We start from the raw sequence: 20,543 nt of genomic DNA on the forward strand, positions 1-20,543 counted from the left end.
AGCAGGCGGCAATCCGTGCAAGTTGACCCCGAACTCTGAATCGACAGGGACCGAAATCATGCAAATCGCCGATCTTGGTGACGTGCAACTGCATTACCAAACGGACGGCAACCCGGACGGGGCACCGATCGTGTTTGCCAATTCCCTTGGGACCGATCTGCGCCTTTGGGACAGCGTCCTGCCGCATCTGCCGGATGGCCTGCGGATCATCCGTTTCGACAAGCGTGGTCACGGATTGTCTTCGCAGCCTCCCGGCCCGTATTCGATGGGCGCCTTGATAAGGGATACCGAGGCCCTTCTGGACCATCTTGGTGTCCGGAATTGCGTGTTCGTCGGCCTGTCCATCGGCGGCATGATCGCCCAAGGCCTGGCCGTCAAAAGGATGGATCAAATCCGCGCGCTGGTTCTATCAAACACCGCCGCCAAAATCGCGACCCTGGCCATCTGGCAGGATCGCATGGCCGCGGTGCGAGCTGGCGGGATCGAAGCGCTGGCCGATGCAACGATGGAACGGTGGTTTTCGAAGGCTTATCGCACATCGGCGGATCATCTGCTGTGGCGCAACATGATGGTTCGCCAACCGGTCGAAGGTTATCTGGGGTGCTGCGCTGCCATATCGGGCACCGATTTCTATACGCCGACCAGCGGATTGCGCCTGCCCACATTGGGCATCGCCGGCAGCGAGGACGGCTCGACCCCGCCCGATCTGGTCAGAGAAACAGTCGACCTGATCCCCGGCTCCCGGTTTGAACTGATGCGCAAGGCGGGACATCTGCCCTGTGTCGAACACCCCAAGCAATACGCCGCCTTGTTGCGACGCTTCCTGTCCGATGTCGGACATGTCTGAAGGAGAGACGACTGTGGCGGATTTTTTGCTGATCCACGGGTCCTGTCATGGCGCATGGTGCTGGCGCGATCTTATCCCCGCACTTGAACGTCTGGGGCATTCCGCCCATGCCATCGATCTGCCCAGCCACGGTTCCGACCCGACCCGCATCTGCGACGTTACGCTGGACGGGTGTCGGGACGCTGTTCTGGCGGCCACAACACCGGAAACACTCATCGTCGGGCATTCCTGGGGCGGATATCCGATCAGCGCCGCCGCCGAGGCTCAGCCAAACGCGATGCGGGGCCTGATCTATCTTTGCGCGTATGTGCCGCATGACGGCTTGTCGATGGTCGAGATGCGAAAACGCGCGCCCCGGCAACTGATTGTTGACGCCGTGGACAAATCTGCCGACGGCCTGTCCTACACCGTTCATCCAGACCGGGTGCAGGATCTGTTTTATCACGACTGCCCGACCGGCACGACCCAATATGCGCTGGCACGAATGTGCCCTCAGCCAATCCGGCCTCAGGACACCCCTTTGCCGCTGTCCGAAAGATACGCCGGCGTCAAAAAGGCATATATCCGTACAACCGACGATCATACGATACCGACCGAATACCAGGAAACGATGAGCCACTGCGCGCCGCCGAACCTGCGTCACACCATCGACAGTTCGCATTCACCGTTTTTCGCGCAGCCGGAAAAGCTGGCCAAACTGCTGAGCGAGATCGAGCATGGACTCTGAACCCGGCTGACCGCACGTCACGACACGGTACAGGGATGTTCCCTTCCCTGCGGCCGGTCGCTAGGGTCCGCGCAGAAACCAATGAAACCGGTACTCATGCGTCTGCCATTTCTGTTTGTTCTCAGCATCGTGATGATCGACGCCATGGGCATCGGTCTGGTGATGCCCATCATGCCCGAACTGATCCTCGAGGTTCAGGCAGGAACGCTGGCCAGTGCTGCGATCTGGGGCGGGATTCTCAGCACCGCATTCGCTGCAATGCAGTTTGTGTTCAGCCCCATTTTGGGAAATCTTTCTGATGCTTATGGTCGGCGCACGGTTCTTCTGGTGTCGCTGTTTGTCATGGCGTTGGACTACGTGGTCATGGCGGTTGCAGGCAGTATCTGGCTGCTTCTTGCCGGGCGCATCATTGGCGGCATCACCGCCGCCACCCACGCAACCGCGGCGGCTTTCATGGCGGACGTGTCAAAGCCACACGAGAAAGCCGCCAATTTCGGACTGATCGGGGCCGCCTTTGGCGTTGGCTTCGTGCTTGGGCCGGTTCTGGGCGGTGTGCTGAGTGAATACGGAACCCGCGCGCCGTTCTGGGCGGCGGCGGGATTGTCTGCGCTGACCTTCGTCGTCGGTCTGTTCGTGATGCCGGAAACGATCACGGACAAGACCCGGCGCGCATTCAGCTGGCGACGTGCCAATACCGCAAATTCGTTGCGCGCCATCGCCGGACTGCCGGGAATTCGACCGTTGTTGTGGGTCTATTTCCTGTATTCGGTGTCAATCTATGTCTACCCCGCAATCTGGTCGTATTTCACGACTGAGCGCTTTGGCTGGTCACCGCAGATGATCGGGGTGTCGCTTGGGGTCTACGGCATGGCCATGGCGGCCGTGCAGGGCGGTCTGATCCGCCCGGCCACGCGATATCTGGGCGAGCGGGCAACCATCATCTACGGCATGGGATTCGAGATAATCAGTTTCTTGCTGTTGGCGTTTCTGACCAACGGAACTGTCGCCCTGATCCTGATCCCGATCACGGCCTTTGGCGCCGTGATCACCCCGGCCCTGCAGGCCATGATGTCGCGGGCCACTCCGGATTCCCAACAGGGCGAACTGCAGGGCGTTCTGACCTCACTCCATGCTCTGTCGATGATTATCTCTCCGTTGCTGATGACCGGCGTATTCGCGCATTTCGTGCGACCGGACACAGCTATCTATTTGCCCGGGGCGCCGTTTCTTCTTGCCCTAGTCCTGATGATTGCAGGTTTCGTGTTGTTTTCCCGGGCGCGCCCGCTTGTGGCGTAACAACGACATCGCGATGACGGATTCCGCCTTGCAGCCTGCGCGCCATAACGCCACCGTGTGCGAAAGGGAGAGTTAACAACAATGCAAACCATCAAAGCCGCTGTATGCCATGCGTTCGGGGAACCGCTTGTTATTGAAGGTGTCCGGATTTCGGCTCCGGGCAATGGCGAGGTCGAAGTGACCCTGCACGCCGTCGCGATCTGTCATTCCGACATAACATACGCCAGTGGCGCGTGGGGCGGGTTTCTGCCTGCCGTTTACGGGCACGAGGCGGCTGGCATCATATCGGCGGTGGGCAAGGACGCAGGCGGATTCCAGGTGGGCGACCCGGTCGTTGTCACGCTGATCCGGGCCTGCGGGTCCTGCCCGTCCTGCGCCGGCGGCAAACCCACGATCTGTGAAACCCCTTACGACACGGTCAAGGGACCGCTGCGTACAGCCGACAACGGTCCGCTTGAACAGGCCATGGCCTGCGGCGCTTTCGCGGAAAAGGTGGTCGTCAGCCACAGGCAGATCGTCAAAATCCCGGAATCGCTGCCCAAGGACGTTGCCAGCCTGTTGTCCTGCGGCGTGATCACGGGCGTTGGCGCAGCCGTCAACGCGGCCGGTTTGCGCCCGGGTCAGGACGTGGTCGTGATAGGCGCCGGGGGCGTAGGCCTGAACGCGATACAGGGCGCACGGCTTGCCGGGGCGCGGCGCATCGTGGCTGTGGACATGACCAAAGAGAAACTGGAAATCGCCAAAGAGTTTGGCGCGACTCATGGCGTGCTGGGCAGCCTGGCCGAACCCTGGAAGGCTGCATACAAGGCTTTGGGCGGGCGCGGGGCGGATGCTGTTCTGATTACCGTCGGCGCGATACCGGCCTATGATCAGGCCCCGCGTTACCTTGGGCGCGGCGGCAAAGCCGTCATGATCGGCATGCCACATTCCGGCGATCAGTCCACCTACGAGCCCGTCATCCTTGCCGCATTGGGACAGGGCCTGGTCGGATCGAAAATGGGCGATGTGGTCATTCAGCGCGACATCCCCTGGATGATCGACCTGTACGAACAGGGGCGGCTGAAGCTGGATGAACTGATCTCGGGGCGCTGGACCCTGGACCAGATCAACGAGGCGATTGCCGACACGAAGACCGGCTCGGCCAAACGCAACGTCATTATCTTCGACCAGAACTAACGCGACCCGGCAGGAGGGCAGCTGATGAAACTGCAGGATCTCGATATTATCGTCACGGCACCTCCGGCCCCAGGTTGGGGCGGACGTTACTGGATACTGGTCAAGGTCACGACCGATACCGGGATCATCGGCTGGGGGGAATGTTACGCCTCGTCGGTTGGCCCGGAGGCCATGAAACATGTCATCCGGGACGTGTTCGAACGGCACATGCTGGGCGAGAGCCCGGAGAACATCGAGCTGATGTTCCGCCGCGCCTATTCAAGCGGCTTCACCCAGCGTCCGGACCTGACGGTCATGGGCGCGTTCTCCGGGCTTGAAATCGCGTGCTGGGACATCTTGGGCAAGGACCGGGACCGCCCGGTTTACGCCCTGCTAGGCGGGCTGATGAATGAACGCATTCGCGCCTATACATATCTGTACCCCCTGCCCCGGCACAATCTGACCGATTTCTGGACGTCACCCGATCAGGCGGCGGAAAGCGCGGCCGAAATGGTCCGGCGCGGCTTCACCGCGGTTAAGTTCGACCCGGCTGGTCCTTACACGATGCGCGGAGGCCATATGCCGGCGATGTCCGATATCTCGATGTCGGTGGCGTTCTGTAAAGCCATACGCGAGGCGGTCGGGGACAAGGCCGACCTGCTGTTCGGAACCCACGGCCAGTTCAACACAGCGGGGGCCATCCGACTGGGTCAGGCGCTCGAGCCGTACTTGCCGCTCTGGTTCGAAGAACCCACACCGCCGGACATGATCGAAGACATGGCGCGCGTTGCCCGCAACGTCCGCATTCCGGTGGCAACAGGCGAGCGGATGACCACAAAGGCCGAGTTCGGGGCGGTTCTGCGGGCTGGCGCGGCAGAAATCCTGCAACCCGCGCTGGGACGCGCAGGTGGGATATGGGAGATGAAGAAAGTCGCCGCCATGGCCGAGATCTTCAACGCACAGATGGCACCTCACCTATACGCGGGGCCTGTGGAATGGGCCGCGAATATCCATCTGGCCGCATCCATACCCAACTTGTTGCTGCTGGAAACCATTGAAACCCCGTTCCACAACCAGTTGATCAACGGCAGTTTGCAGGTGGACAATGGATTCGTGATCCCGCCCACTGCTGCCGGCCTCGGGATCGACGTCAATGAAGAACTGGCCCGCGCGCACCCCTATACCGGGGATGGCCTGCACCTGCAGATGCAGGAGGCACCTTGTGACTACGTCAACGGCAACGCATTTCAGGGCGGCGCACCGGCTGTCGAGGGGTGACAATCACGACTGTAATCAGGCATAATGCTGACAATACAGACTAGTAGACAGGTCGCGCGTGACGTTCAAGGAAGTGCAGTCCCAACAACTGAGCCCTGAAAAACCTGCGGATATGAGCGAAAGCGCCGCCCGCGCGGCCGCATTTCTCAAGACGCTGGCCCATGAAGGCCGTTTGATGATCCTGTGCCATCTGGGCGATGGCGAAAAATCTGTAGGGCAACTGGAGGAGCTGTTGCAGCTAAGGCAAGCGGCAGTCAGCCAGATGCTTGCCCGCTTGCGCGAGGAAAACCTGGTCTCGACCCGGCGGGATGGCAAGACAATCTACTACACGCTGAAAGACGGCAATACCGCACAGGTCATCACATTGCTCTATGACCTGTTCTGCAACCCCGAGGGCGGCATCTAGTTCGAAACGTAACCGGCAATAACCTGCAACAGCTTGAACGCGGTTGCGGCATCGTTTTCGACGACGGCAAGGAATTCTTCTTCACCGATACGCAGGCAGGACAGATCGGTTTCGGCAATCATGCTCAGCGCGCGCGGCTCTTTGCGGATCAGGCCAAGTTCGCCAACCAGCGCGCCGGGTCCGACCTTGGTGATCAACTGATCCGGTTCGTCCTGTTGCGGCAGGTACAAACCCGCCTCGCCCTCAAGAACAACGTAGGCCCCATCCGTCGGCTGGTCGTCTTTCAGAAAGATCACCTCGCCTTTCGCGGCCTCGAACCAGCGCGCACCAAATGCAAGCAGGCGCAGCTGTCTGCGGTTCAGACCCGAGAACAATGGCGTCTGCTCCAATGCCCGCAGTTTGCGTGCAAGGTCGGCTGAGGCGGCGCTGTCTTCCTCCACGTCGATCGGTCCCTCCCCTGAAACGACACGACCTTGCCTGATTTCCACATGCATGTCGAATGCATCCGGATTCTGGAACTGATCATTCAAGTAGACAACCGTGGTGTCCGGCAGCAACTCGCGCAGGTTCTTGTAAACCGCCACTTTGGTTTTCATGTCATAACTGGCCAGCGCGTTCTCAAGGACCAGAACGTCCGGCTTCTTGATCGTTGCACGGGTAAAGGCCAATGGTTCGGCAAAAACGGCCGGAAGGTTTTGCCCGCCGAGCGCAACCGGAACGTTGTAGATCAGTTCGATCACCAGTGGACGCGCGCCTTTTTCGGACAGCACATCGACAATCACCTTGCGCAACTCGTCGGACCGGGCCCCTCCAACCTGGCTGACCTTGCCAAAAAGGGCGTTCTCCATCACGGTCAGCCCCGGTGCAAACTCGCCCTCATCCAGCGGCACGAAGACGTCATGCAATGTCTCAAGCAGTTTGTCAGAATGGCTGTGACGCAACTCGAGAATCCGGTCCTTCAGTTCATTGGTAAAGGCCGGCCCGATCTGTTCGGCCGAGATCACCAACGGCACCGCCAGCAGGTTTGCCAGCTGTTCATCGTTCAGCCCTGTCGCGCCTTCGTCCCGGGTGCGGTCTATCAGCTCGACCGCGGCCTCATAGGTCTGGGCTTCAAGGCCAAGTTTGCGGAACAGAGGGTGATCGGTTCCATCCAGCCCAAAGATCTGGCGCAGCATGTCGATCACGTCCCGGGTCAGGCTGACCAGCGTTTCATCCAGTCCGAGTTCGCGTAATTGCCCAAGAAACACGGATTGGCGCGCCAGAAGATCCTGCGTGACCCGGACGCGCGGGGTGGCAAACAGCAGGTTTTCGGCCACAGGCAAAGCCGGGTTATAGATATCTCGACCGAAAATCAGCGCCTGCTGTTCCAACCCATTCTGCCGAACGGCCTGCTGCACCACCGGGCGCAGTTCGACCAGTTTTGCCGCCAGCTCGGGGTGCTCGGCTGCATCGAATGTCTGCTCGCTGCCCCGCTGGAACAGGGCCGCGCCAGAGCCCATACCCTCGACCAGTTGCAGCCACCACGCACGCAGTGCCTGCGCATTGTCCAGACCGGCCAGTGAGGGATCCAGCCAATCTGCCCGGAACGGATCGGGGCTGTTTCCGGCACGCTGGGTTTCGGCAAATCCGGGATCGGCCGGCCCGTCCGACAATGGCTTGAACCGCATCGGCATCATGACGTTGTCGCCCAGCGTTCCCTGAAACATCACGGGCCGCGACGTGGCATACCCGATCCGAGCCGCCACAACCCCCTGATGCATGTCGGCCAGGTTCTGCCCCCCGATTTCAACGCGCCCGGCACTTGGCAGGATTTCCCGTGTCAGCAGTTCCGCCAATGCACGCCGGTCTTCCTCGCTGGGGGCGGAAATACCAACCGTCTTTCCACCCGGAAACGTAAGATTCAGATCGTCCAGCACCTGATTTCCATCCATATCGCGCACCGAGACATGGTTCAGATGGATATCACCGTTCAGATGCGGGCGTGTTTCAGGTTCGCCGTCGAATAGTCTTTCATCCAGCATTCCCGAAGGCGCAAAGCGTTCGACCACCACGTCCCAGCGCAGGGACATGTCCTGTGTCTGGTTGTAATAGGTCAGCAGTTCCTTCCACGGGGAACTCAGGTCCTTGTAGGCAGCCAAGGCCGCGACCAGCGCCCCCAGCGAGACCGCCCCCTGAAGCACCAGAAGCCCGCCAACCAGATAGAACATGAACGGCGTCAGCTGCGAGATGAAGTTGTTTATGAATTTCATAAAAAACTTCTTTTGGTAGATCTCGAACCGGATGCCGAACAGCCGCCCCAGCTGATCCGAGACCATCGCGCGACGATACCGCCAGCCGCCGTTTGACCGCAAAGTCGATGCGCCCGCCGCGTTTTCACCAATCTGGGCCGCAAGCACGCGCACTTCCTGAATGCGTTTCTTGTTCAGCAGGTTGATCTGCTGTTGCAGGCGCGGGATAAGCCAGGCCTGCAAGGGGATCAGCGCCACTGCTGCCAATCCGAACCAGACGCTTTGCAGAAACAGGAACGACAGGATCGTGATCATCTGTCCGGCCTGCAACACCGGCTGGCTGATCGCATCGCCCATCAACCCGCCCATCGGCTCGCTTTCGGCTGTGACCATCGAGACCAGTTCACCCTGGCTGACCCGCTCGAAATAAGGTTGCGGAAAACGCAGCGCGCTGTTGATCAGCTGATAGCGGAACCGGCGCAACATCCGTTCGCTAAGGATCCCCTTCATCGTGTTGATGCGCATCTTCATCAAACCATGCGCCAGAACCGAGGCCAGAAATGCAAAGCACAGGATGATCAGGAAATTGGTCTGCGTCAGGCTGTAGCCCCAGACCTCGACCACGCTGCTGGTTGCGCCGATGGCGTCATTGATGATGCGCTTGGGCAGTTCCAGCGTCAGGTAAAGCAATGGAAACAGTGTCGCCGTCACGGCCAGCAGCACCAGCTGATCGCGTTTGGAGTACTTCCAAATAAACCGGAAAATCGTTCTTTCTATTGAACCCGCCCCTACTTCAGGTCATCGACCCGTACGTCATGGTAATCTTTAAATTCAGCAGTACGAATTTACCGCAATCCCAACAAAAGACGCAAATAGTTTCCAATTGATCGAAAATTCCCACCTTGTGTGAACTAGTTCATTTGCGCGAGCCCAATTTAGCACCTAGAGTTTGAGACAGACTGATATGGGGAAGGCGATTTTGACTGCTACACTTGGCGCGGTGTTGCTGATGATTTGCTTATTGCAGGTCAAACATATGTTCGCGGATTTTTATCTCCAGACAGCAAAAATGCTGTCGGGCCGCGGGGAATATATGCATTTGGGACGCGCGCAGCATGCAGCGGTGCATGCGGCGGGGTCTGCTATTGTGTTTCTGCTGTTCGGGACCGCGATAGCTTTCATCCTTGTTATCGCCGTTCTGGAATGGTTCGTGCATTTCAACATAGACTTTGCCAAGGCCCGGTACTCGGACAAGCGGCAACTGCAGCCCAATCAGGCGGCATTCTGGCGGGCTGCCGGGCTGGATCAGTTCATGCACAACCTGACTTACGTCGCCATGGTCTGGGCCTGGGTGGTCTACGCTTCCTGAAACCTTGGCTTCAAAGGTTGGCGCTGGGTCGTTCCTTGATCCCCTCGAACCATGCCAGCGTCGCCGTGTTTTCCTGAGGTATGCGCGTTCTGATGACCCGCGCAAAATCTACAAAAACAAAAGCCGAAATATCCGCCAGTGAAAACTCTGCCCCGGCCAAGAATGCGCTGTTTCGCAAGCGCTGCTCCAGAAGATCGAAAAACTGTGCTACACGGTCGGTGCCGCGCTGCGCCAGTTTGGGGATCTGCGCGTAGTTGACCGGTCCTGGGATCGCCCGGTCCCGAAAGAAGGGATTGGTGTTGCGCAGCACTTCGGCAATCGGGGCGCCGCCCTGTTGCTCGACAATACTGTTCCACATCAGAACAAGGCCCTTATCGTCCGGACCACGGCCCAACAAAGGCGGATTGGGAAAGCGCGCTTCAAGATAGGCAGCGATTCCAAGGTTTTCGGTCAGGACTGTGCCGCCATCCGTCACCAGAACCGGCACCGTTGCCCTTGGATTTACCGCTTTGAAATCGTCGCTCAACTGCTCTCGATCAGCGATCGAGATGTGCCGGGTTTCAATATCAAGCCCTTTTTCAGCGATGAACATGCGAGCCCGGCGCGGGTTGGGGGCGGTTGAGCAGTCATAAAACAGCATTGGCGCTCTTTCCTGTGGCCCGGATCAGCGGCGATAAATGAAACAGCGGCCTTCCACAGCACCTGCCGGCAGCGGCACTTCGGTTAGGGCCTGGAAATACATGCGATCACTGGACACCATCAATCCGCCCTCGGCCAGAAGCGGCTCGATCAGCGGCGATACAAATCGTGCGAACGCATCGTTCTTGGCCCTGTTATGCCCGCCCAGATCCGCATGTATCAAGCTGGCCGATGCGCCAAAACGGTCGACCGACGCGGGCAGAGTTTCCCGCACGTCGCCAAGGATCACCCGATCGTCGGGCGGTGTGGACTCCGGGTGCGACGCAACCGCCCGTTCAAAAACATAAACCGGGCGATCCTGAATACGACCGATCATGTGATGATAGGTTCGCCCGTTGCCCAGCCCGAGCTCAAACACGGGACCCGGCATGCTGCGGGTTTGCGCAATGGCAAAATCCAGGCAGGCGCGCTGTGACACCATGCGGTCGATGAACAGATCCAGACGGCTTTGATTGTCGGACACGGGGCAAGTCTCTCCTTGATGGCAGTCGACAGACAAGATGTGGCCGACACTGCCCTAGATGACAAGAACTCAAGACTTTGTGTAGATAAATTGCCCCCGGTTTCACGTTTCCGCGACGTTTGGGCCCAAGAACGGTTTGACTATGCGGCACTAACCGCGCGAAACTGAGCCAAAAAACACAGGGAGTCGAACAAGCCGATGCCGACCTACGGTCAAACAGGTGGTAAACCTGCATGAATGCTTTGTTGTCTGTCCAAGACCTCAGCATTGGCTTTGGCAGTGCGGAATCTGTTGTCAAAGGCGTGAATTTTGACGTCGAGGCGGGGCAAACGCTTGCTTTGGTCGGAGAATCCGGATCGGGCAAAACCATTTCCTGCCGGGCAGCGTTGCGCATTCTACCGCGCACGGCCCAGATTCGCAGCGGAACAATTACCTTGAATGATTCCAAGGGTCTGGTGGACCTGACCCGAATCAACGAACGCCAGATGCGCGATATTCGCGGCAATCGCGTTTCGATGATATTTCAGGAGCCGATGCGATCCCTCTCTCCATTGCACAAGATCGGCAATCAGGTCAGCGAGGTTCTCTGGCTGCATCGCGGTGCGTCCGAGGCGCAGGCTCGCAAAGAGGTTCTGACCCAGTTCGAGCGCGTCGGGTTTCCCGACCCTCAGCGGGCATATGATTCTTACCCTTTCGAATTGTCCGGCGGCATGCGGCAGCGGGCGATGATCGCCATGGCGATGGTCTCGAAACCCGAATTGCTGATCGCAGATGAACCGACCACCGCGCTGGACGTGACGACGCAGGCGCAGGTTCTGGGGCTGATCAAGGAGCTACAAAAAGAAACCGGCATGGCGCTGATCCTGGTCACGCATGACTTGGGCGTTGTCGCCAACATGGCCGAGCAGGTTGTCGTCATGCACAAGGGTCGCGTGATGGAGGCCGGTCCGGCCGAGCCGATGCTGAATGCGCCCGCGCACCCATACACGCGGCAACTGTTTGATGCCGCACCGGAAATCCCGGACAAGGATGCCGTCGGCCTGCCGATGCCGCAGGATGATCTGATCCTGCAGATGAAGGACGTCAGCAAGACTTACACCATGCGTTCAAGCAAGGGTTGGCAGGACGACAAGAAAATCTTCGCCTGTCAGGGTGTCGATCTGCAGCTGGCCCGGGGCAAAACGCTGGCCGTTGTAGGCGAAAGCGGGTCAGGCAAGACCACCGCCGCCCGCATCGCCTTGGGCGCCGAGCTACCTGATCCGGGCGGCGAAGTGCTGTTCCGCACTTCGGCTGATGCCGATCCGATCACGGTCCACAAGATGACACGCGCACAGCGCACCGCGTTTCAACGCAATGCGCAGATGGTGTTTCAGGATCCCTACAGTTCGCTTAGCCCGCGCATGCGCATTCAGGACGCCATGACCGAGCCGTTGGAAATCCACCGCATCGGGTCTGTTTCCGAACAGCGGGACAAGGCGGCCGAGATGCTGCAACGGGTCGGTTTGAACGCGGACATGCTCAAACGCTACCCGCATGCGTTTTCCGGTGGTCAGCGCCAGCGCCTGTCGATTGCCCGCGCCATGATGCTGGACCCGTTGCTGATCGTCTGTGACGAGCCGACCTCAGCACTGGACGTGTCGGTGCAGGAACAGATCCTGACATTGCTGGAGAATCTACAGGACAGTCTGAACCTGTCCTATTTCTTCATCTCCCACGACCTTGCCGTCGTGGCGCGCATCGCTGATGAGGTCGCCGTGATGCGACGGGGACTGATCGTCGAACAAGCCCCGCCTGAGACCCTGTTTTACAATCCCCGCCACCCTTACACCAAAGCGCTGATTGCCGCTCAACCGGAACCTGACATCAACCGCCCCATCGACCTGAAACTGGTCGCTTTGGGCGCGGGGGCACCGAGCAGCTGGGAAGAAGCCTTTCGTTTCTCTGACACCGTGGTACCCTCATTGATAGAGCTGGAGCCCGGCCATAAGGTACGTTGCCATGTTTAAAACCACTCGTCCCCTGTTTCTGGCCGCGTCGCTGGCCCTGACCTGGATGCTGCCCGCCACGGCAGAGACCGTTCCGACACCACAGGAAAGCGAATTCTGGGCCACTGAAGTCAACGCAGGCAACCTGCCCCCGGTTCAGGAGCGTTTGCCGAAGGACCCCCTGATCGTTGATCTGGCCGCAAAGGGGCGTGAATTCGGCACGCCCGGCGGAACTTTGCGCACGATGGTGACGCGATCCAAGGACATCCGCCAGATGGTCGTCTATGGGTATGCCCGCCTGGTCGGTTTCGACCAGAATTATGAAATTGTCCCGGACCTGCTGGCCTCATTCGACAACGAAGACAACCGCAAGTTCACGCTGCATCTGCGCGAAGGGCACAAATGGTCCGACGGCTCTCCCTTCACCTCGGAAGATTTTCGCTACTGGTGGGAGGATGTGGCCAACAATGAACTCCTCAGCCCCTCCGGTCCGCCGGATTTCCTGCAAGTCGAAGGCAAGTTGCCGACCGTGACATTCCCGGACGAACGGACAATCATGTACGAATGGGACGATCCGAACCCGAATTTCCTTCAATCTTTGGCGCAGGCCCGCCCCCCCTTCATTTACCGCCCGTCCGCCTTCCTCAAGCAATATCATGAGAAGTTTGCAGATGCCGAAGATCTGGCCTTTCAGGTTGACGATGCAAGGGTCAAAAGCTGGGCCGCGCTGCACAACAAGCTGGATAACCTCTATAAATTCGACAATCACGAACTGCCAACCCTGCAACCCTGGCTGAACGCGAGCTCGGGCAAGAAGATCCGGCACAACTTTGTCCGCAACCCTTACTATCACCGCATCGACTCCAAGGGCGTGCAACTGCCCTATATCGACGTGGTCGAGATGGAGATCGTCGCCCCCGGCCTTGTCGCAGCCAAGACCAACGCGGGTGAGACCGATTTGCAGGGGCGCGGGCTGGCTTTCCGTGACGCATCAATCCTGAAAAAGGGTGAGGAGAAGGGAAACTACAAGACACTGCTTTGGAAAACCGGGGTGGCGTCACAGATCGCAATCTACCCGAACTTGAATTACTCGGATGATGGCTGGCGCGAAGTGTTGCGCGATGTGCGCGTGCGCCGCGCCCTTTCACTCGCAATTGACCGCCAGACGATCAACCAGGCGCTTTACTTCAAGCTGGCCCAGCCCGGTGCGATGTCGGTGCTGCCTGCCTCACCTTTCTACAACGAAGAAAATGCACAGGCCTGGGCGCAGTTCGACATCGAGCAGGCCAATGCCCTTCTGGACGAGGCCGGGCTGGACAAGCGGGATAACAATGGAATCCGATTGCTGCCTGACGGACGTCCGATGGAACTGGTGATCGAAACCGCTGGCGAACGGCAAGAAGTTGAAAACGCATTGCAGATCGTCACCGACACCTGGCGCGAAGTTGGCGTCAAGCTGGTCATGCGCCCGCTGGACCGGGACATCCTGCGCAACCGCGTCTTCTCGGGTAATACGATGGCATCCGTCTGGTTTGGCTGGGATGACGGTATCCCGCAAAATCACACTTCCCCCGCCTATCTGGCCCCGACCGATCAGGTGTTTCTGGCGTGGCCGAAATGGGGGCAGTATCATCAGACAGGTGGCGAAGCGGGCGAGTCACCAGACATGCCTGAGGCAGAGCGGTTAATGGAACTGGCCCACAAATGGGAAATCGCCACAACCGACGAAGAGCGTCAGGCGGTCTGGACCGAAATGCTGAAAATTCATGCCGATCAGCTTTACGCCATCGGTATTCTGAACGGTGCACCGCAACCGATCGTGGTTTCGAACCGTCTGCGCAATGTACCTCAGCAAGCCATGTGGGCGTGGGAACCCGGTGCGCATTTCGGCGTCCACCGGCCAGACGAGTTCTTTTTCGCCGACTGACAGGAGCAGCTAAATGATCATGCTGCGCTACGCGGTGTACCGCTTTTTCACGATGCTGCTGACACTGCTGGTGGTGTCGGTTTTGATCTTCGTGATCATCAACCTTCCGCCCGGCGACTATCTCAGCAACCAGATTGCTGAATTGCAGGCCTCGGGCCAGTCGGCCGGCGTGGCCAAGGCCGAGTTTCTGCGCAAGGAATACGCGCTGGACCGGTCGATGCCGGAGCAATACCTGATCTGGATGGGGTTCTGGCCCGGTCCCCACGGGTTCGAAGGATTGTTGCAGGGCAATTACGGCTGGTCCTTTGAATTCGACCGCCCCGTGTCCGAAATCGTGGGTGACACGCTGTGGCTGACGGTCGTGGTCAACCTGGCCGCGATCCTTTTCGTCTATGCAGTGGCCCTGCCGCTGGGTGTTTTGGCTGCTGCAAAGTCGCGGACCTGGATCGACTACACCTCGGCCTTTGTTGGCTATCTTGGTCTCGCCACGCCAAACTTTCTTCTGGCGCTGATCCTGTTCTATTACGGCCACCGCTATTTCAACCTGCCCATCGGCGGGCTGATGGACCCATCCTTCGAAGGCCAGCCGATGAGTTGGGACAAGCTGAAGTCCATTCTTGTCCACCTGATTGTTCCGACCTTTGTCATCGGCACCTCAGGCGCATCCGCGATGATGCAGCGTTTGCGGGCCAATATGCTGGACGAGTTGGGCAAGCCATATGTCGAAACCGCCATCGCCAAGGGCATGGCCCCGTCGCGGATGCTGACGAAATACCCGTTACGCGTTGCCTTCAACCCGTTTGTGGCGGACATCGGCAACCTGCTGCCCTCGATGGTGTCGGGATCGGTACTTGTGTCGGTCGTTCTGGGCCTGCAAACCATCGGCCCGACCCTGCTGACCGCGCTTAAGACACAGGATCAGTTCCTGTCGGCCTTCATCCTGATGTTCGTCGCCCTGCTGACCCTGATCGGGACGATGATCTCCGACATCCTGCTGGTCATGCTGGACCCGCGCATCCGATACGAGGGCCGTGAAGCATGAGCAAACTTCCTGACGGCCGCTATGTCGACGACGCCCCGTTCGATCCCGAAGCCTCGATCCAACAACTCGAACGCGCGGATTTGGACGCGCCGAACTGGGTTCTGGTCTGGCGCAAGTTCCGGACCCATAAGCTGGGCCTGATTTCGGGTATCTTCCTGCTGCTATGCTATCTGATGCTGCCCTTCGCCGGCTTCATTGCGCCTTACGGGCCGAACGACCGCAATGGCGAACACCTCTATGCCCCGCCCCAAAGCGTCAACTGGTTCCACGAAGGTGAATTTGTCGGGCCTTACGTCTATCCCATTGTAGCCGAAGCTGATCTTGAGACCTTTCAGTGGAAATTCGTCCCCGACACCGAAGACCCACGCCCGATCCGGTTCTTCTGTGAAGGGTCCGAATACAAGCTGGCAGGACTGATCAAAACAAACAGGCACCTGTTCTGCGCCCCCGAGGGCGCCACGCTGTTCCTTTGGGGCTCGGATCGGCTGGGCCGGGACGTGTTCAGCCGCATCCTTTACGGCGCGCAACTGTCGCTGACCGTGGGCCTCATCGGTATTTCGGTGTCGTTCTTTCTGGGTATCCTGTTCGGGTCGATGGCGGGATATTTCGGCGGCAGGATCGACTGGACCATCAACCGGGTGATCGAAATCCTGCGCTCGCTGCCGGAGCTGCCTCTGTGGCTGGCCTTGTCCGCTGCGGTCCCGTCGAACTGGAGCCCGGTGGCGGTGTTCTTCATCATCTCGATCATTCTCGGCATTCTCGACTGGCCCGGTCTCGCCCGATCCGTTCGCGCCAAGTTCCTGTCCCTGCGCGAAGAGGAATACGTACGCGCGGCGGAAATGATGGGCGCAAGCTCGGGGCGGGTGATCCGCAAGCACCTTTTGCCGAACTTCATGTCACACTTGATCGCCTCGGCCACATTGTCGATCCCGGCAATGATCCTCGGGGAAACGGCGCTCAGTTTCCTCGGCCTTGGCCTGCGGGCTCCGGCGGTCAGTTGGGGCGTGATGTTGAACGACGCACAGAACCTCGCCTCGATCGAGATCTACCCATGGACAGCCATCCCGATGCTGCCGATCATCGTCGTGGTGCTGGCCTTCAACTTCCTTGGCGACGGGCTTCGCGACAGTCTGGACCCCTATCAGCAATGAGCCTTCTGTCGTCCCTTCCCGCCGCAGACAGCTATCGGACTACCGGGAACGGCGCACTTTCAAGCGTGTTTGCGGTGTCAGAGCTTGCCACGGCCAGCTTTGCCGCAATCGGGCAAGAGCTTGCTTCATTGACTTCAGCCCTGAACCTGTCCGCGAAGCCACCGGAAATCACCGTCGATCACCGCCTGGCATCGCTCTGGTTCGGGTTTTCGTTCAAACCCGATGGCTGGCAGATGCCGGACCTGTGGGATGCGGTTGCCGGCAACTACAGGGCATCGGACGGTTGGATCCGGTTGCACACCAACCTGCCGCACCACCGCAGCGCGGCCCTCAAGGTTCTGGATACACCCGCAGATCGGGAAGCCGTATCCCAGGCGGTCAGGCAGTGGGCGATTTCGGAACTTGAAAGCGCAATTGTTGCCGAAGGCGGTGTTGCCGCTGCCATGCGCAGCCGGGTGGAATGGCTTGAACATCCTCAGGGCCGTGCCGTGTCGCGCGACCCGCTGATTACCTGGGAAACCCCGCGAATAGTCACCCTGCGCGACCGGCCAAATGCCACAGCAGAACGGCCACTCGCTGGCTTGCGGGTCCTTGATCTGACCCGCGTTCTGGCTGGCCCGGTTTCCACCCGAACCCTCGCCGGATTCGGCGCTGAAGTGCTGCGGATCGATCCCCCCGGTTGGGACGAGCCCGGGGTCATTCCCGACATCTCGCTGGGCAAACGATGCACCTATCTGAACTTGAAATCTCCTGCCGGGGTTCAAAAGTTGCATGACCTACTGGCCGAGGCGGACGTCTTTGTTCACGGCTATCGTCCCGGCGCACTGGACGCGCTTGGATTGACCAAAACCAAACGGGAGGAACTGGCCCCGAACCGGGTTGAGGTGACACTGGACGCCTATGGGTGGCAAGGCCCCTGGTCGACCCGACGCGGGTTTGACAGCCTTGTCCAGATGAGCGCCGGGATCGCCGATGCCGGGCGCATCTGGGCGCAGGCGGACAAGCCTACCCCCCTGCCCGTGCAGGCGCTGGATCACGCCACCGGTTACCTGATGGCCGCATCAATCCTGTCGGCGCTTGCTCAGGCCGCGCGGGGGAACCCGGTGATGCACGCCAAACTGTCACTTGCACGCACCGCAGAGTTGCTGGTGGCACTCAGCAAATCCGACCCCGAGGTCGAGATGCAGGGTGCCACCCCGCAGGACTATGCCCAGGCTACCGAGGTTTCGGGTTGGGGGCCTGGCCACCGCCTGAAATCCGCGCTGAGCGTCGGGACTGCCAGGATGCACTGGCCGCTGCCCGCATCAAGGCTTGGCACCTCCCCGCCGCAGTGGGCTGGTCTGTCTGCCTGACGCTTTTCCGACAGACCCTCGCTCGCAAAAACCCCAACCGCTCTGCACGTTCTCGGCCCGCCGTGGCTCAAAGGCGTGTCAGTTTATCCCACTCATCCAAAGAGCCACCGCTGCGCGGGACGCGCGTCCCAGCCCAACTCTTTGCTGGCGTCTCGTCAGAGACGCCGGTCAAAGGGGCGGGAGGATGCGCTATCTGTCATCGCCGCCGCCCGGGCCAATATCGTCAAGATAGTCTTCATCAATCGCCGCCTGCACTGCGCCTGTTACGGCCTCGCGCTGCTTGGGCGTCAGGTCCTCGGCATTCTTGTCATCGGCCAGACGCACGGTGACCTCGCGGTGGGCGAAACGAATGCCCTCGCGCGCGAACAGCTCGCGAATTTCCTGATAGACCTTCTTGCGCACCAACCACTGGTCGCCCGGCTTGGTCATGAACTTGACCCGGATGATCATCGCTGAATCCTGCATCTCGATCACGCCTTGCGATTTCAATGGCTGAATGAAGTTCTCGCCGATCACCGGATCGCTCAGCAACTGCTGGCCCAGCTTCTTGATTAGCTTGCGCACTTGCTCGACATCGGTGTCATAGGTCACACGCAGCGGCAGCTTCATGATCACCCAGTCGCGTGAGTAGTTGGTCAGCACCTTGATCTCGCCAAACGGAATGGTGTTGAGCGCCCCAAGATGGTGGCGCAGCTGGAAGGACCGGACCGAGATTTTCTCAACTGTCCCCTTCACGTCGCCGATATCGATATATTCGCCTTTACGGAAGGCATCATCCATCAGGAAAAACGCGCCCGAGAAGATGTCCCGCACCAGCGTTTGCGAGCCGAACCCGACGGCCAGACCAACAACACCGGCACCCGCGAACAGCGGACTGACGTTGATGCCCAGCTCCATCAGCACAATCAGAACTATGGTCACGACGACAACTGCAAGGATCGCACCGCGGAACAGCGGCAGCAGGGTGGCCAGACGGCTTTGCCCCCCTTCGCCGCCTTCATCGCCCAGTTCCGCTTCGCCGACATCGACCTCTTCTTCGGCGATTTTGGAATCGATCCAGATGCGGAAGAAATGGAACAGGATATAGCCCATGAAGATGATTACCATCACATCGAGCACCCGCTCGATCGGAAGATCCTCGCTCCAGTTGGCGTCCGGGTTCCAGATCACCACCAGTGCGTAGGCACCAACCACAAAGGCCAGAATGCCCGCAACGCGCCGGGCCAGATCCTCGTAGGTCAGGATGGTGTGCTTTCTCTGCTCAGCTTCAGGTGTTTCCGCTGCGCCTTGCCCCTCTTCGGTTTCGGCCTCTTCCGCGCGGGCGTTCATTTCCTCGATCTGACGGTTACGGTCGAAATACCGCTCCAACAGATAGTTCATGGCGCCGTAAGCAATCACGACGGACATGAAAATGAGATAGCTGCTGGCGACAATCGGTATTGAGTTCTGATTTTCCAGCAACAGATCCACGGCCAGTTTCAGCCAGCTGAACACCAGATACACGATCAGCACAGGAGCCCAGGCGAACGAGATGAACCGCAATATCCACGACACCTGATCCGGCGCGCGTCCGCCGCGAATGGCGTTCGAGATAGCACGGGCATTGAATAGGATCATGAAGACATTGGCGACAGCGCCCAGCATCGTCAGACTTCCGTAGACCATCGCGTAGACGTTGTAGTTCAGCCCGAAATCGGCAACCCAGGTGGAAAACAGAACGACCGAAATGTCATAGGTCGCGATGGCCGAAGCCCAGATGTACAACCGCTTTGCGTCCCTGTCGGAAAAGGGTGGCAGTCGGTATTGGCTCAGGTAGGGCGACAGGACCATCCGCCACAGATCCGACACTGTCCGCGACAGGAAGAACGCCGTGAAGATGGCTGTGACCGTGAACTGGATCGAGATGTCCTCGGCCTCGCCAAGAAACAGATACCCCACGATCAGCGCCAGCAACATGGCAAACACGGTGGCCCCGATCCCCATCAGGAAACGGAACACCAGGAACGGCATCTTCTCACGGTACCCCTGGGGGTTGTCCTTGGATCGCGCCACCACGATACGCCGCGCGATACGCTTGCCGTAAATCTCGATGGACAGCCACCGTCCCAGCAGCAGGAACAGGACATTCCAGGCCAGAACCTCGACATAGGTCATGATCCGCCCGTCCGGGCTGGTCTGGCGCAGAATGTACTGCACTTCGAAGATCGAATAGGGTAACGCCTCCAGCCGCGACTGAACCGACTCCCGGAAAGTCCTGAACCTCTCCTGCGCCTTCATCAGTTGCGAGCCTTCACCCATCGGGTCGTTCTCAGCACCCGCAGCCGCACCGGCGGCTCCGGTGGTTCCGGCAGTTGCGACCTGCCCGGCGCTGTCGATCACGATCACGCTTGCGCCAGCTTCGGTCGCGGCGCGGATGGCTGCGGCTATGTCTCCGTCGGCGCTCGTCTCGGCACTGGTGTCGCCAGCAGTCGGGTATCCCGGAATCAAAGATGTCTGAGCGACGGCCCCCGTTCCGGTAGCAAGCACTGCCCAGAAAGTGAAAACCAGCGCGGCAAACAGTTTGAAGTGCATGGGTTTAGGTCCAGTTCGCATGTTGCCGCACAGAATACTCAAGCGTT

16 protein-coding genes are annotated in these 20,543 nt (G+C 59.5%); 12 read left to right on the forward strand and 4 right to left on the reverse strand.

The features are described from left to right. Window positions 1–58 precede the first annotated feature (58 nt). The 6 genes from pcaD (at window position 59) to ACR3EQ_RS10160 (ending at window position 5,709) form a co-directional block, all read left to right on the forward strand. Complete coding sequence (pcaD, locus tag ACR3EQ_RS10135; protein ID WP_480490540.1) at window positions 59–847, forward strand: 3-oxoadipate enol-lactonase; 789 nt, start codon at window positions 59–61, stop codon at window positions 845–847. A gap of 13 nt (window positions 848–860) precedes the next feature. Then, a complete protein-coding gene (locus ACR3EQ_RS10140) occupies window positions 861–1,574 on the forward strand; it encodes an alpha/beta fold hydrolase (RefSeq protein WP_170613481.1) in 714 nt (237 codons plus the stop codon). A 96-nt stretch (window positions 1,575–1,670) separates the two neighbouring features. Beyond that, window positions 1,671–2,870 carry a TCR/Tet family MFS transporter gene (locus ACR3EQ_RS10145; RefSeq protein WP_170613790.1) on the forward strand — a complete coding sequence of 400 codons (1,200 nt, stop codon included), beginning with the start codon at window positions 1,671–1,673 and terminating at the stop codon, window positions 2,868–2,870. An 81-nt stretch (window positions 2,871–2,951) separates the two neighbouring features. Next, window positions 2,952–4,046: a Zn-dependent alcohol dehydrogenase gene (locus ACR3EQ_RS10150; RefSeq protein WP_480490541.1), complete on the forward strand. Its 1,095-nt coding sequence runs from the start codon at window positions 2,952–2,954 to the stop codon at window positions 4,044–4,046. 24 nt (window positions 4,047–4,070) lie between these two features. Next, window positions 4,071–5,303: a mandelate racemase/muconate lactonizing enzyme family protein gene (locus tag ACR3EQ_RS10155; RefSeq protein ID WP_170613485.1), complete on the forward strand. Its 1,233-nt coding sequence runs from the start codon at window positions 4,071–4,073 to the stop codon at window positions 5,301–5,303. A gap of 112 nt (window positions 5,304–5,415) precedes the next feature. Further along, window positions 5,416–5,709: a metalloregulator ArsR/SmtB family transcription factor gene (locus ACR3EQ_RS10160; RefSeq protein ID WP_170613792.1), complete on the forward strand. Its 294-nt coding sequence runs from the start codon at window positions 5,416–5,418 to the stop codon at window positions 5,707–5,709. Here the strand turns inward: ACR3EQ_RS10160 and ACR3EQ_RS10165 are convergent. After that, complete coding sequence (locus ACR3EQ_RS10165) at window positions 5,706–8,702, reverse strand: cyclic nucleotide-binding domain-containing protein (protein WP_170619461.1); 2,997 nt, start codon at window positions 8,700–8,702, stop codon at window positions 5,706–5,708. The two genes, ACR3EQ_RS10160 and ACR3EQ_RS10165, sit on opposite strands and share 4 nt — an antisense overlap. Window positions 8,703–8,916: 214 nt before the next feature. On the opposite strand from ACR3EQ_RS10165, the gene ACR3EQ_RS10170 reads away from it, so the two are divergent. Next, window positions 8,917–9,306, forward strand: coding sequence for a DUF3307 domain-containing protein (locus ACR3EQ_RS10170; RefSeq protein ID WP_170816776.1), 390 nt, complete (start codon window positions 8,917–8,919; stop codon window positions 9,304–9,306). 10 nt (window positions 9,307–9,316) lie between these two features. Here the strand turns inward: ACR3EQ_RS10170 and ACR3EQ_RS10175 are convergent, their stop codons facing one another. After that, window positions 9,317–9,946 (reverse strand): glutathione S-transferase, encoded by a 630-nt coding sequence (locus tag ACR3EQ_RS10175; protein ID WP_170613489.1) that lies wholly within the window; start codon window positions 9,944–9,946, stop codon window positions 9,317–9,319. 24 nt (window positions 9,947–9,970) lie between these two features. Continuing rightward, window positions 9,971–10,468 (reverse strand): class I SAM-dependent methyltransferase, encoded by a 498-nt coding sequence (locus ACR3EQ_RS10180; protein ID WP_170613491.1) that lies wholly within the window; start codon window positions 10,466–10,468, stop codon window positions 9,971–9,973. 233 nt (window positions 10,469–10,701) lie between these two features. Between ACR3EQ_RS10180 and ACR3EQ_RS10185 the strand changes: the two genes are divergently transcribed. The 5 genes from ACR3EQ_RS10185 to ACR3EQ_RS10205 are packed head-to-tail and all read left to right on the forward strand — an operon-like array spanning window position 10,702 to window position 17,925. Then, entirely contained in the window at window positions 10,702–12,474 is a 1,773-nt protein-coding gene (locus ACR3EQ_RS10185; RefSeq protein ID WP_170613493.1) for an ABC transporter ATP-binding protein, read from the forward strand. Further along, window positions 12,467–14,380 carry an ABC transporter substrate-binding protein gene (locus ACR3EQ_RS10190; protein WP_170613495.1) on the forward strand — a complete coding sequence of 638 codons (1,914 nt, stop codon included), beginning with the start codon at window positions 12,467–12,469 and terminating at the stop codon, window positions 14,378–14,380. Before ACR3EQ_RS10185 ends, ACR3EQ_RS10190 begins: the two co-directional genes overlap by 8 nt. Before the next feature lie 13 nt (window positions 14,381–14,393). Next, on the forward strand, window positions 14,394–15,422 hold the full coding sequence (locus ACR3EQ_RS10195; RefSeq protein ID WP_170613497.1) for an ABC transporter permease: 1,029 nt from the start codon (window positions 14,394–14,396) through the stop codon (window positions 15,420–15,422). After that, entirely contained in the window at window positions 15,419–16,573 is a 1,155-nt protein-coding gene (locus tag ACR3EQ_RS10200; protein WP_170613499.1) for an ABC transporter permease, read from the forward strand. Before ACR3EQ_RS10195 ends, ACR3EQ_RS10200 begins: the two co-directional genes overlap by 4 nt. Continuing rightward, a complete protein-coding gene (locus tag ACR3EQ_RS10205) occupies window positions 16,570–17,925 on the forward strand; it encodes a CoA transferase (protein ID WP_480490544.1) in 1,356 nt (451 codons plus the stop codon). Before ACR3EQ_RS10200 ends, ACR3EQ_RS10205 begins: the two co-directional genes overlap by 4 nt. Window positions 17,926–18,114: 189 nt before the next feature. Here ACR3EQ_RS10205 and ACR3EQ_RS10210 read toward each other — a convergent pair whose 3' ends face one another. Continuing rightward, window positions 18,115–20,496 carry a mechanosensitive ion channel domain-containing protein gene (locus ACR3EQ_RS10210; protein ID WP_480490546.1) on the reverse strand — a complete coding sequence of 794 codons (2,382 nt, stop codon included), beginning with the start codon at window positions 20,494–20,496 and terminating at the stop codon, window positions 18,115–18,117. Window positions 20,497–20,543 lie beyond the last annotated feature (47 nt).

It is taken from the genome of Ruegeria sp. AN11 (assembly GCF_056536005.1).

What these genes read in the sequence shown, in the direction of transcription:
- pcaD (WP_480490540.1), top strand. Translation starts at nt 59, where the DNA reads ATGCAAATCGCCGATCTTGGTGACGTGCAACTGCATTACCAAACGGAC.
- ACR3EQ_RS10145 (WP_170613790.1), top strand. Translation starts at nt 1,671, where the DNA reads ATGCGTCTGCCATTTCTGTTTGTTCTCAGCATCGTGATGATCGACGCC.
- ACR3EQ_RS10150 (WP_480490541.1), top strand. Translation starts at nt 2,952, where the DNA reads ATGCAAACCATCAAAGCCGCTGTATGCCATGCGTTCGGGGAACCGCTT.
- ACR3EQ_RS10155 (WP_170613485.1), top strand. Translation starts at nt 4,071, where the DNA reads ATGAAACTGCAGGATCTCGATATTATCGTCACGGCACCTCCGGCCCCA.
- ACR3EQ_RS10160 (WP_170613792.1), top strand. Translation starts at nt 5,416, where the DNA reads ATGAGCGAAAGCGCCGCCCGCGCGGCCGCATTTCTCAAGACGCTGGCC.
- ACR3EQ_RS10175 (WP_170613489.1), bottom strand. Translation starts at nt 9,946, where the DNA reads ATGCTGTTTTATGACTGCTCAACCGCCCCCAACCCGCGCCGGGCTCGC.
- ACR3EQ_RS10185 (WP_170613493.1), top strand. Translation starts at nt 10,702, where the DNA reads ATGAATGCTTTGTTGTCTGTCCAAGACCTCAGCATTGGCTTTGGCAGT.
- ACR3EQ_RS10190 (WP_170613495.1), top strand. Translation starts at nt 12,467, where the DNA reads ATGTTTAAAACCACTCGTCCCCTGTTTCTGGCCGCGTCGCTGGCCCTG.
- ACR3EQ_RS10195 (WP_170613497.1), top strand. Translation starts at nt 14,394, where the DNA reads ATGATCATGCTGCGCTACGCGGTGTACCGCTTTTTCACGATGCTGCTG.
- ACR3EQ_RS10200 (WP_170613499.1), top strand. Translation starts at nt 15,419, where the DNA reads ATGAGCAAACTTCCTGACGGCCGCTATGTCGACGACGCCCCGTTCGAT.
- ACR3EQ_RS10205 (WP_480490544.1), top strand. Translation starts at nt 16,570, where the DNA reads ATGAGCCTTCTGTCGTCCCTTCCCGCCGCAGACAGCTATCGGACTACC.
- ACR3EQ_RS10210 (WP_480490546.1), bottom strand. Translation starts at nt 20,496, where the DNA reads ATGCACTTCAAACTGTTTGCCGCGCTGGTTTTCACTTTCTGGGCAGTG.